The sequence below is a fragment of the Salinimonas chungwhensis DSM 16280 genome (assembly GCF_000378185.1).
GTDB lineage: Bacteria > Pseudomonadota > Gammaproteobacteria > Enterobacterales > Alteromonadaceae > Alteromonas > Alteromonas chungwhensis.
In genome coordinates this window covers 25,490-38,077 of sequence record NZ_KB899388.1, presented here as the reverse complement: position 1 = coordinate 38,077, position 12,588 = coordinate 25,490, and the positions used below count along the sequence as shown (strand labels likewise).

Below are 12,588 nucleotides of genomic sequence, written 5' to 3'. Positions count from 1 at the left end.
CAAAAGAAAAGTGTTTAACGTTGATCAAAATGCTAAACCTTACCCGTCTTTAATAAAAGAACGCTGCTGTATCCCTACAACAGCGTTCCCAAGTCCGGCTAAGTTAAGCACTAAGCTTTAGAAAATATAACGTGCACCAATGTTATAACGAGGCTCCACGTCATAGATGCCAATCAACATGTTTGGATGGCGGCCATGGGTACGTTGGTACTCGCCTGTTACATTTATCCCTTCCACGAAAACTTCTAAATCTTCGTTTACCTGATAACGCACGTTCACATCCAACTGGTCATACGCTTCGTTGTAAATTGGGTTGGCCAGGCCATTCCCGTCTGCAGTAGCAGTCAGGAATTTGTCACGCCAGTTCCATGCTGCCCGTGCTTCCCACTTTTCATTCTCATAGAATAAAACAGCGTTGGCCGTATCACTTAATCCCAGCAGAACAAACTGCGTTTCTCGGCTGTAATTATCATATTCAACGTCGCCGTCAACCATGGTGTAGTTTAAAATTACCCCGAAGCCCGTGTCATCAAAGATATGTTGTACAGCAAATTCCCAACCATCAATTGAACGCTTTTCATCTGAATTAACAGCCTGATTAATGCGAATTGGCAATAATGGATCTTCGCCGTCGATACCAACAATCTGACCATTGGCATCAACATAGCCCTGGTCTAAGAAATACTGACGAATAACATCATTACCGGCATTTGCACCCAGTGCATCTACTGCCTCTTGATAACGTGGACCACCAAAAGGAGTCGCAATATCAAACAATGTGTCGGTATAAGAATCCTGACCGATAAAGTTTTCTACTTCTTTATCAAAGTAAGCGACGGACACATAGCTACCTTCGCCGTAATAATATTCTGTGGCTAAATCGATGTTCGTCGATTCAAACGGGTCTAAGTTTGGGTTACCGGCTGTACCGGTTCCTTCCTGCTGGCGGGCAAGTTGATTCACCGTCAGGCCACCCTGGATGTCTCCATAGCCAGGTCGGGTAATTGTTTGGCTATAGGATGCACGAACAAACCAGTCCTCTTTAACCTCCATCTTAAAGTCAACGGAAGGCAGTAAGTGCTCATAACCGCCTTCAAGACTGGTATTGGTATAGCCTTCATCCAGGACGGTAAATTCGTTGGCGCCTGCCCAGGCCAGCCCGGTGATTCGCGGGACCTGTGCAGTAGAGTCAACCGAAGTGTCCTCGTAGCGCAATCCGACAGATAGCCAGGCTGGCATGTCGCTTATCTCGAATTGCATATTTGCCTGCGCGTAAGCTGCCCACTGTTTTTCTTCAACGGTTCTGTCGACCTGATAGTTCGGGTCCATGCAAAGCTCAGTACCACAAGGGCCAAGGTTATCGCCATTAGCCACGGCAATCGCAGATATTGCACTTAAGAAATCCTGCATGCTTGATGCGTAATAGAAAGGTTCAAGATCTTCGCCATTACTTCCCAAAGTATCATCGAAATTACCCGGCAAGTCTTTCTGGATAAATATGTCATCCGGGTATTCTTCCGGCGAACCGTAGCCACCCCATGTATCACGCTGAGCAACTGAATAGGCCGACCGGTTAGTTACTTCTATACCTGAAAGGCCAAAGTCGATACTGGTTACCACGCCTGTATCAAAGTAGTAATTTCCACGAAACTGAAGCTGACTGATATCTGACTTCATGTAGCTATTTCGAAAGGACGTACCTGATGTCAGCATGCGGCTGGGGTTAAGGCCGTCTACACCATCTGCGTAGGTAATATCCATTACCGGGAAATCTTGAGAATAATCAACTTCGGTCAGAACGCGATCAAACTGCACGCCGCTGATCACATTATTGCTGCCCAGATTATCTTGCGGACCTGCTTCTGCCTGAGAGTCGTGATAATCCAGCTCAAGGGTTAAATTATCAGTGGCTAACCACTCGACATTAAACCCAAGCGATTTATTTTCGTTGTAAGAGGCGTAATCGCTGGTGCCCAGACCGATATCGCCTGCACTGCCGGGTTCTCCGCCAGCGCCTGTGCGATCGGCAAAGATAACCGGGCCGACTACTGAGCCAACTTCGTTTGTGCCCTCGGTGTACTCACCGTAAGCGGCAGCACCATTGAACCAGGTAGATAACTGTTGACGCTTTGTACGCGTTTCCAGTTCTGAATACGTGTAGTCAAGTGTAGTGGTTAAGTCATCAGTGGGTGCATATTGCAATGTCAGCTGACCATTGACACGGGTTCGACGGAACTCATCAACGTTATAGGCCAGGTTTTGCGGTATGGCATACACATCATTTGGGCCAGGATAGTTTTCAAAACTTCCATCGCGGGGCAGAGAGTTCCAGTCACCACTGTCACCTCTAAATGGAATCCAGCCATTACCTGTCTCGGCACTGTTTACACCGGCGTCACGATCCTGATAGGCACCCGTTAACTGAATACCGAAAGTATCATCGTTGAATGTTTGGCTAAAGATACCCGAGATCTCAGGGGTAACGGTCGAACCGGTTTCTGTGGAACGATCGATGACGCCTTTCGCACCTACGATGGCCTTCAAACCTGGATTACTTAACGGCTTGGCAGTTACAAGGTTAACCGTGGAACCGATACCACCGGTGGGCTGTGAGGCCAGGCTGGTTTTGTAGACTTCTACCGCAGAAACACCCTCAGAGGCGAGGTTGGCAAAGTCAAAAGAACGCGATGAAGAAGCACTGGTGGCTTCAATATTAGCCGCCGGCATTTGACGGCCGTTGAGTGTGACAAGGTTATAGTCAGGGCCAAAACCGCGCACGGTAATACGGCTACCTTCGCCATTGCTTCTGTCGATGGCTACACCAGTGATACGCTGCAGTGACTCGGCCAGGTTAGTGTCCGGGAACTTGCCGATGTCCTCAGCAGAGATAGCGTCAACCACGCCTGATGCTGCTTTTTTCGTCAGCATTGACTTGGTCAGACTTTCGCGAATACCGCTTACTTCGATAACTTCAAAGTTACCTGCTTCCATTTCCTGATCGTCGGCTTGTGCTTCCTGAGCCACAACCTGGTGCGATAACATTGCACCCATCGCCAGCGACAAACAGGTCGCAAGGCGCGTTTTATTAAATGTAGTCGTTTTCATGTGTTTCCCAGCCTTATTATCAACATCCGCGTATTTTGTAAGCGCTTACAGGTCTTCGCGACCTGCAACAAGTGCTATCAACCCGGGCGCTTGCCAGCTATTTGCTTCGGTAACGATACACACCACCAATACTGTCTGCGGACAAGGGTAAAAGAAAGCGCTTACAAAATTGATATAGCTAACTGTAAGCGCTTTCAGCGTAATGTACGAATATCGAACTTGTAATGCAAGTGTTTTTAAGTTGTTAATCAAAAAATCACTGATACTAAATGTTAAAAAATGTGTAAGAAACAAACTGTAATTGTTCGCCATTTGTACGTTTCAGTGTGTGTTTACATCGCTTAACTATAGTAAAAATCTCTGTTTATCGTTATCTCTTACATTAAATCATCGTTAAAATTTAGTGTGCGGACGGACTGAATTGTTACTTATGTAGGTATTGAATTAAAATGTAAGCGCTTGCATTTTATACCCGTAACTCTATACTGCCCAACAAGCTATTAACAAGTGAAGGGTTGGTGAAAACCGGGTTTGCTACCTAAGTTTTTGCCATATCAGCACTTTCTACCTAACTATAAGGTTTGTTGTATGAGTCATTCATCGCAGGCGACCGCGTCTCAACGACCATCAAACTCACAATTTGCATTGTGGGCGCTAACGTCGTTATTTTTCATGTGGGGTTTTATCACCGCCATGAACGATATTCTCATTCCTCATTTGAAGTCGCTGTTTGCGCTAAGCTACACCAAAGCAATGCTGGTTCAGTTCTGCTTTTTCGGCGCTTATTTTCTGGTTTCTTTGCCCGCCGGTAAGCTGGTAAGTAGAGTGGGCTACCAAAAAGGTATCGGTTACGGCCTGGTCACTGCCGCGGTAGGTTGTGTGATGTTCATTCCATCGGCTTATCTTACCCAATACTGGATGTTTCTGGCATCACTGTTTGTGCTGGCCTCAGGGGTAACGATTCTGCAGGTGGCAGCGAATCCATTGGTGACGGTAATGGGGGATCCAGACACTGCGTCCAGTCGCCTGACCATGACGCAGGGATTTAATTCATTAGGTACAACGGTTGCGCCTATCATTGGCGGCATGTTGCTGTTTTCATCTCATGATGCAATCGAGCCCCAGGTTCAGGCTGATTCTGTTGTTTTGCCCTATCTGGCGCTGGCAGCAATACTGGCGATTATGGCCGCTATTATGGTCAAGATATCGTTGCCCACGCCACAACATGACGAAGTGGAGCTGGCGACCTCAACAGATAGTTCCGTACTGAAACACCGCCATCTTGCTCTGGGTGTGGTTGGCCTGTTTATGTATGTGGGCGCGGAAGTGGCCATTGGTAGCTTTCTGGTTAATTACCTTGGTTTGGAAAATGTCATGGGTATGAGTGAAGCGGAAGCTTCTGCTTATATCGCCTACTATTGGGGAGGCGCCATGGTAGGCAGATTTATTGGCGCAGTCATAATGCAAAAAATCGACCCGGGTAAGCTGCTGGCATTTAACAGCATGTTATCGTGCGCGCTGGTTATTATCTCGGTAATGAGCGACGGCGGTATTGCCATGTGGACAATACTTGCGGTAGGCCTGTGTAATTCAATCATGTTCCCGACTATATTCAGCCTCGCTCTTAAAGGGCTGGGTAATCAGGCTGCTCAGGGATCGGGTATGCTCTGCCTGGCAATCGTGGGCGGCGCTATAGTGCCGTTGTTGCAAGGCGCTTTGGCTGATGCATTTGGTCTGCAGTTATCGTTTTTACTTCCGGTTATTTGTTATATCTATATCGCTTTTTACGGCGTAATAGGGTCGGTGCCGGCAACCACCAAGGAGACATATCAATGAAGCCTGTATTCAAACAATCGCTGAGTCTGATTGCAGCGGCGCTTTTAATTAGCGGGTGTCAGCAACATAAGGCGGACGCGCCAGCCGAGCAAACAGCTTCAACATCAACCACCATGCCGCCGGCTGCCGATACCACGGTACCGGACTACTGGCCACAAATTACCTACGAAACCGAAAACAGTGATGAGGTAGAGTCGCGGGTAGAAAGCTTGTTGGCAGAGATGACCCTGGAGCAGAAAGTTGCTCAGATTATGCAGCCAGAAATACGCGATGTGACAATCCAGGACATGCGCAAATATGGATTTGGGTCATACCTTAATGGCGGCGGCTCTTTTCCTGATGGTAATAAACAGGCGACGTTGAGTGACTGGGTCGCTCTGGCTGACAAGATGTATGAAGCCTCTGTCGATGACTCACTAGATGGCAGCAGTATCCCCACGATGTGGGGAACCGATGCGGTTCACGGGCACAACAATGTTATCGGCGCGACCCTGTTTCCGCACAATATAGGCCTGGGCGCAATGCGTGACCCGGACCTGGTGAAACAAATTGCCACAGTGACCGCCAAAGAGGTGCGAGCCACCGGCATCGACTGGATTTTTGCGCCCACCGTGGCAACCGCCCGTGATGATCGTTGGGGACGGACCTATGAATCTTATTCCGAGGATCCCGACGTTGTTGGGCAGTATGCCCGGGCGATTGTAAGTGGCCTACAGGGTGACATCAGTGATGGCAACATCGATGAGTCTCATGTTATTTCTACCGTCAAACATTTTGTCGGCGATGGCGGTACCGAAGGCGGTGATGATCAGGGCAATAACCTGGTTGATGAGGAAACCTTGTATCGCATTCACGCCCAGGGCTATGTTCACGGTCTCAATGCTGGTGCCCAGTCGGTGATGGCCTCCTTTAACAGCTGGCACGGAAAGAAAATACACGGCAGCAAATACCTGCTGACCAATGTGCTTAAAGAAAAAATGGGATTCGACGGTTTTGTTGTCGGTGACTGGAATGGTCACGGTCAGATTGAAGGCTGTACCAACGAAAGTTGTCCTGACGCCATTAACGCAGGTCTGGATGTTTACATGGTGCCTACTGGCGCCTGGAAGCCGCTTTTCGAAAATACCATTGATCAGGTGAAAAATGGCGTTATTCCGATGGCGCGATTAAATGACGCAGTCCGTCGTGTTTTGCGGGTCAAAGTACGGGTCGGCCTGTTTGACTTACCGTCCCCGGCAAAGCGTTTGTTGTCAGCGAAGAAAGACGTGCTTGGCGCTGATGAACATCGTGCAGTAGCCCGCGAGGCGGTACGCAAATCACTTGTTATGCTTAAAAACCAGGATAATCTGCTACCGCTTGCGCCAGATATGAATGTGCTGGTGGCTGGCGATGCGGCCGATAACATCGGAAAACAATCCGGCGGCTGGACGATCACCTGGCAGGGAACTGGTAATCAAAACAGCGACTTCCCGGGCGCTACGTCTATTTATGCCGGCATTGAGCAAGCGGTGGCCGCAGCCGGCGGTTCAGCTACGCTATCTGAAGATGGCAGCTTTGAGCAAAAACCTGATGTGGCGGTAGTCGTGTTTGGCGAAAACCCATACGCAGAAGGTAATGGCGATCTTTCTAACCTGGAATATCAGCGTGGTGAAAAGTCTGATGTTGCTCTGCTTCGTAAGCTGCAGTCGCAGGGAATTCCGGTGGTTTCTGTCTTTATTACCGGACGTCCGTTGTGGACGAACCCTGAAATTAATGCCAGTGATGCATTCGTAGTAGCCTGGTTGCCTGGATCAGAAGGTCAGGGTGTGGCGGATGTGCTATTTACCGATACCAATGGTGATATTAACTATCCAATGCAGGGCAAATTGTCTTTTTCCTGGCCTGCTAATCCCACGCAAATTGTCAACCGTGGTGACGGTCAGACGGCTCAGTTCGCTTATGGTTATGGTCTGACGTATGACGAGGATGACCCGCTGGATGAGCCTCTGTCAGAAGAAGCCGGCGCCGACGAGAATCTGGTACTCGCCCATCCTGTGTTTGTTCGGAACATTCAGAAGCCATGGCATCTGGAAGTTATCGATGACCAGGGGCAGCATGTGATGACCAGCAACACATTATCAACACCTGGCGCGAAGGTTCGCACTACCGACAGAAATGTCCAGGAAGACACGCTTGAGCTGACGTTCCTGGATAACGCCAATGTGCGCTTTGCCGCCCAGTTCCCGGAAGATTTGAGAGATTACCTTGATAAAAGTGCAGCAGTACAGATGGATGTGCAGTTAGCTGAGGCCAGTGCAAAGATTGATATCAACATGATGTGCGGTGAGCAGTGTGGCGGTACTCTCCCGTTGCAGGATTTTGCTGAACAAACCACTGATTGGCAGACTGTGACTATCCCAACCCGGTGCTTTAAAGAAGCCGGTGTTGCATTTGATCAGGTGTTCTCGGTCATTGGATTTGAGGCCAGCGCGCCGGTTACGCTGAAAGTGTCAAATATTCGTATTGAGCCGACAACAGAACAATCTTTATCATGCCCGGAATAGGCAGCAGCTAAAGTCTGTTAAAAAGCTTCGCTTTGGCGGAGCTTTTTTGTCTCTGAATCCTGTTGTACAGGCTTTTTAACGAATAACAGATGCATGGATTATAGATATCCGTAGAATACAGCGCTTGTTTAATTTCCTACTAAGGCGCTATGGACTCTTCGCGGAACTCTTCAGCACTGACTTCGGGCTTTCCTGTCTTTTTATTTTTCGCCATCATGATGGTCGCAGCAAATTTGCGCGCGCCGTTTACTGGTGTTGCTCCTTTACTGAATGATTTACAGCAAAGTCTGAGCATAAGTGCCAGTACAGCCGGACTAATGATCACACTGCCATTATTGGTTTTTATGGTTGTTTCCCCAACGATTCCGGCGTTGTCCCGGCGCTATGGCATGGAGCGCCTGTTACTTGCCGCGCTGGTGTTTATAGGCGCAGGAATTGCAATACGTTCTCTGGGCGGCCTCGGGTGGCTGTTTTTTGGCACGGTTTTGATTGGGACAGGTATCGCAGCCGGCAATGTATTGCTGCCAGGTGTCGTTAAATCGCGTTTTCCCAATCATATTGCATTGTTGACCTCGGCGTATGTACTGGCGATGGGGATTATGGCAGCTACCTGGTCTGCACTGGTTATTCCGTTGGCGGAAGCAGACTGGGGCAATTGGCAGGTCGCTTTACTGGCCATGCTCATCATGCCAGTGGTTTCCGCTTTGCTCTGGCTCACTCAGTTGAGGGGCAGACGTAAACCGGCCCCGACGACCGCCCACAAGCCGCCAAAGTCAATTTTCAGGGCCTGGCTGACGTGGCAGGTGTGTGGCTTTTTTGCCTGTAACTCTTTTTTGTATTATTCCGTCGTCAGCTGGCTGCCTGCTGTCGTGGGAGAAGCTGGGTTCAGTGACGCAGAGGCTGGCTCTATTCACGGCGTCTTTCAGTTTGCCGGCGCCTTGCCTGGTCTTATTATTGTACCGGCAATGGCGCGCTTGCGGGACCAGCGCGCTTTGAGTGCGAGTATGACAGCCGTAAATCTGGCTGGTTTTGCGGGCATAATGATACTTCCTTCGCTGGCCTATTTATGGGCCGCGTTATTAGGCTTTGGTATCGGGGCGAACTTTATTCTGGCCTTATCATTTTTAGGTTTGCGCGCTCGCACAGGCGATCAGGCTGCATCCTTATCCAGTGCTGCCCAGACCCTGGGTTACTGTGTGGCAGCGGCCGGGCCGTTCGCCCTGGGCGCCATTTACGATTATCTGGGGCAATGGCAACTGGCCTTATGGGTTTGTGTGATTTTCAGTTTGCTGCAAGCCGCACTTGGCACGCGGGTGGGCCGGAATGTATTGTTACCGGCTGACTCAGCAGCCTCATCATGATAAAGCATCCCCCGGGGTGAACCTGCGCGGGATGCTGCCAGTATCTGGAATAACGAATTACTGCCTGGCTGATTATCCATTCCCCGGGCACACATAAGGGTAACCCGCTTCTTGAACTTCCGTTATGATATTAATGGCCTGCGGGCAATTGCGGTTATTGCCGTAGTTATTTTTCACTTTAAGCCAGCCTGGTTACCCGGTGGTTTTGCCGGGGTAGACGTGTTTTTCGTGATCTCCGGCTTTTTGATGACCAGCATCATTTTTCGCGGCTTCGAGCAGTCTTCGTTTAATCTGGTAAAGTTTTACATCGCCAGAGCGAACCGCATTGTTCCGGCGCTGGCGCTGCTATGCATAACAGTCTTGTTATCTGGCTGGTTTATTCTATTTCCCGCCGAGTATGCCCAACTGGGTAAGCATGCCGCTTCAAGTATCGCGTTTGTGTCTAATATCTTGTACTGGCAGGAAGCCGGATATTTTGATGCCGCTTCGCACGAAAAGTGGCTGTTGCACACCTGGTCACTGGCCGTAGAATGGCAGTTCTATCTGCTGTATCCCCTTATTTTGCTTGCCCTTAAGCGGATAGCCGGGCAACAGGCAATGCGGCCGGCTGTTTTGCTGCTGACTGTGGCAGGACTACTTTTCAGCGGTATCACTTCGTCAGTCTGGCCCAGCGCTTCGTATTACCTTTTAACTACCAGGGCATGGGAGCTACTGGCTGGCGGGCTGGTGTGTCTGTTTCCTGTTTCACTAACCCTGGCCCGCGCTAGGTGGGTGGCCTGGACGGGAAGCGCGTTTATAGCAATCGCATACATCATGGTTGATGAGCACAGCCCATGGCCGGGAATATGGGCGCTTTTGCCCGTTGTAGGTACCTGCCTGGTTATTATGGCGGGTGTGCAGGACAGTAAACTTACCAATAACAGGCTGTTTCAGCCTTTGGGTAGGTGGTCTTATTCTATTTATCTGTGGCACTGGCCGCTGGTTGTTTTTGGTTATCGGTATGATCTTCAGTATTGGTGGATACCGGGTATCCTCTTGTCGATATTGTTAGGCTTTCTCAGTTACCGCTTTATTGAAAATATACGCTGGGCACGTATAACAGATCTTACCCATGCCTGGCGAGCCAAGCCGGTGTGGATCGCTGGTTTTGTGGTGATTGCAAGCTCAGCAATAGTCGGTCAGCACGGAGTAAAGGGTCGCTTTTCTGAAGACATTCAGACGTTGATGGCTTCTATGACCGCCAGCCCATACCGGGACAACTGTCATATTGATGAATATGTGGCACCAGATGAGGCCTGTGAATACGAAAACGACAATGTTACCTGGGCAGTATTTGGTGACAGTCACAGCGTAGAGCTGGCCTTTGCTCTGGCACAGCGGCTAGAACCGCTGGAGCAGGGGATCAAGCATTATACGTTTTCAGGCTGTGCGCCATCACTGTTGCAGGAAAACGGCACCAGTCGCTGTACCCGCTGGTATAAGGAAGCGGTCGATAATATTATCAATGATGAGCGGATTACCAGTGTGCTTATCAATCATCGGTATTCATGGTCGTTGTACGGCGACCATGGCCCTGATTATCCGCAGGTGCCGCCAGAAGAAAACCCGGAGCGAACCAGTCGTATTCTTCGTTCATTTGATGCGGCGGTGGAAAAACTGGCCCGCCATAAAAAACAGGTTATTATCATGTATCCGGTGCCAGAAATAGCCAGGTCAGCCCCTCTTCTGGTGGCTAAAGGCTATTTATTTGCCAACCATACCGACACGCTGCAAGGCACAACAATGGCTTATTATAACAAAAGAAATAAAGTGATTTTGCAGCACTTGAACAGCACCGATTACCCGGACAACGTCAGGATGATTCGTCCGACAGATGCGCTATGTAGTGGCGCCGAATGCTACGCTGTAAAAGCGGGTAAAGCGCTGTATTTTGATGACAATCACCCGTCAGTTCACGGTGCAAAAATACTTATTAATCGGTTGCCCTACCGCTGGCTGAAGTCACCGGGTTTGTAACGAAGCGCATTAATAAAGATACTGTTGGCAGGCACGCAGTGGTCAACAGTTGCACCGGCGCCAATTATGGCGGAATCATGGATATGCGCGCCGGCAAGAATCAGTGAGTTAGCGCCTATCCACACATTATCTTCAATTACGACAGGCGCCTTCGATGCGCTGTGTTCGCCCAGAGCCCGGGTACTGATAATCACATTCGGACCAATAAGCACAGATTTACCGATTACAATGTTATGTTCGCCAAGCAGACAACAATTGTGATTGAAAAATACGCCGGCGCCCAAATTGACAGCCGCTGGGGTCTGGCAAAAGAAATCGGGTTCAATAAATACTGGTCCCTCACTTTCAAACAGTTGGGCATACATACGGTTTAGCCGGTTAGGCGGCGTACTCTGCATAGCGGTTTGAATTTGCTGATATTGTTGTTTCACCGCTTTGCTGGCGCAATGGCTGCGATAATAGCGAGTATCGCCATGCCGTTGTTGCAGTTGCACTGTGGGGCTGGTTTGATTATGGTTAATGGCTAACGCTCCAGGCCTTGATTATAAATGAATGGATTATAAGGAAATTGTGTTGTTGCGCCATGGTCGGCCAGCATCAGAACATAATCATAAACTTACCAGTGGCGAGTTCGGTCGTTGGGTACGGGATTATAACCGTGCTTTGTTACATCCGGACAGTCTGCCAGTAGCTCCCCGTGATTTCTGTGACCATTATATTATATCCAGTGCGCTGCGGCGGGCCCGTTTGTCTGCGAGCCTGTATATTAACAGGCCAGCGGACGAATTTAATGCCCTGTTCAATGAAATGGAGATTCCTCGTTACCGTTTGCCAGGAAGATTTAACGCCTGGACCTGGGTATACCTGAATCGGTTGCTATGGATGGCGGGGAGACCCGGGCCTTTTGAGTCTTTCGCTCAGGCGCGCCACAGGATTCGCCTGGCTACGGATGTTTTGCTAACTACCGTGGAGAAACACCGGCGCGTCGTTGTGTTTGCACATGCGCTCACCAATCGGTTTTTGAGTTGGAACTTGCGTAACCAGGGCTGGCAGATGATTGAAAAAGATCATCGGTACTGGGGGATTATCCGGCTACAACAGCCGTCTTTTTAGTGCGTTCAAAATACGAGCCAATAACAGCGGATACCTCTGGGTGAAAAATAATTCTATACAAATTTTAAAATATCGTGGGAATTCCCGACTGAATGTAATGCTGGCATTATTGTTCGCAGCGGTCCTGGTGAGTCTTATTGTCTATTTTGACGACACGGCTCCTGGTGTACATCGGCAGGCGTTTAATTCGTTGAGTCAACGTTTAGAAGATAATGCTGCATACGCCAACTGGCAGTGGCAGTCACAGCAGAAACCGCCCAGGATTATGATGGTGCATTATGATAATCAGGACCGCGAGAAAAGCAGGCAGCCAATACCGATGAGTAGTGCCGGTTATCCCCGTGTAAACCCCGGGGATAGTGGTTGTGACAAGTTATGGCAGCAGCTACTTGATGCGCCCATGCAAGTTGAAGGTTTTCGAATTAAAGGCCGGTATATTCGTGGTGACAGTGATAATGGCGAGGCCATCAATGCATATTGTCGATTTTCTATTAGCACTGGTGACCGATTTAATTATATCATTCGCACCGGCGAGGTCGTACGGTAAAGCAGGATCTGATACTGTCTGAAAAAATAACCATGAATTACAATGCTTGGTTTTTATCAGTCGTTAA

General features: G+C 49.2%; 8 protein-coding genes. 6 read left to right on the top strand and 2 right to left on the bottom strand.

Translation table 11 applies throughout. The features are described from left to right. Positions 1–117: 117 nt before the first annotated feature. A complete protein-coding gene (locus F458_RS0115710; protein ID WP_018984390.1) occupies positions 118–3,105 on the bottom strand; it encodes a TonB-dependent receptor in 2,988 nt (995 codons plus the stop codon). Between the two features lie 588 nt (positions 3,106–3,693). Here F458_RS0115710 and F458_RS0115700 point away from each other — a divergent pair. The 4 genes from F458_RS0115700 (at position 3,694) to F458_RS0115685 (ending at position 10,861) form a co-directional block, all read left to right on the top strand. Further along, entirely contained in the window at positions 3,694–4,941 is a 1,248-nt protein-coding gene (locus F458_RS0115700; protein ID WP_018984388.1) for a sugar MFS transporter, read from the top strand. After that, complete coding sequence (locus F458_RS0115695) at positions 4,938–7,484, top strand: glycoside hydrolase family 3 protein (RefSeq protein WP_018984387.1); 2,547 nt, start codon at positions 4,938–4,940, stop codon at positions 7,482–7,484. Before F458_RS0115700 ends, F458_RS0115695 begins: the two co-directional genes overlap by 4 nt. 149 nt (positions 7,485–7,633) lie before the next feature. Continuing rightward, entirely contained in the window at positions 7,634–8,845 is a 1,212-nt protein-coding gene (locus tag F458_RS0115690; RefSeq protein ID WP_018984386.1) for an MFS transporter, read from the top strand. 111 nt (positions 8,846–8,956) lie between these two features. Next, complete coding sequence (locus F458_RS0115685) at positions 8,957–10,861, top strand: acyltransferase family protein (RefSeq protein WP_018984385.1); 1,905 nt, start codon at positions 8,957–8,959, stop codon at positions 10,859–10,861. On the opposite strand, the gene F458_RS20230 is transcribed toward F458_RS0115685, so the two are convergent. Next, on the bottom strand, positions 10,831–11,355 hold the full coding sequence (locus F458_RS20230; protein ID WP_018984384.1) for a DapH/DapD/GlmU-related protein: 525 nt from the start codon (positions 11,353–11,355) through the stop codon (positions 10,831–10,833). The genes F458_RS0115685 and F458_RS20230 overlap by 31 nt on opposite strands. 58 nt (positions 11,356–11,413) lie before the next feature. Between F458_RS20230 and F458_RS0115675 the strand changes: the two genes are divergently transcribed. Both F458_RS0115675 and F458_RS0115670 read left to right on the top strand, forming a co-directional pair. Beyond that, positions 11,414–11,974 (top strand): phosphoglycerate mutase family protein, encoded by a 561-nt coding sequence (locus F458_RS0115675; RefSeq protein WP_018984383.1) that lies wholly within the window; start codon positions 11,414–11,416, stop codon positions 11,972–11,974. A gap of 40 nt (positions 11,975–12,014) precedes the next feature. After that, positions 12,015–12,521: a hypothetical protein gene (locus tag F458_RS0115670; protein WP_018984382.1), complete on the top strand. Its 507-nt coding sequence runs from the start codon at positions 12,015–12,017 to the stop codon at positions 12,519–12,521. Positions 12,522–12,588: the final 67 nt, after the last annotated feature.

What these genes read in the sequence shown, in the direction of transcription:
- F458_RS0115695 (WP_018984387.1), top strand. Translation starts at nt 4,938, where the DNA reads ATGAAGCCTGTATTCAAACAATCGCTGAGTCTGATTGCAGCGGCGCTT.
- F458_RS0115700 (WP_018984388.1), top strand. Translation starts at nt 3,694, where the DNA reads ATGAGTCATTCATCGCAGGCGACCGCGTCTCAACGACCATCAAACTCA.
- F458_RS0115710 (WP_018984390.1), bottom strand. Translation starts at nt 3,105, where the DNA reads ATGAAAACGACTACATTTAATAAAACGCGCCTTGCGACCTGTTTGTCG.
- F458_RS0115690 (WP_018984386.1), top strand. Translation starts at nt 7,634, where the DNA reads ATGGACTCTTCGCGGAACTCTTCAGCACTGACTTCGGGCTTTCCTGTC.
- F458_RS0115675 (WP_018984383.1), top strand. Translation starts at nt 11,414, where the DNA reads ATGGATTATAAGGAAATTGTGTTGTTGCGCCATGGTCGGCCAGCATCA.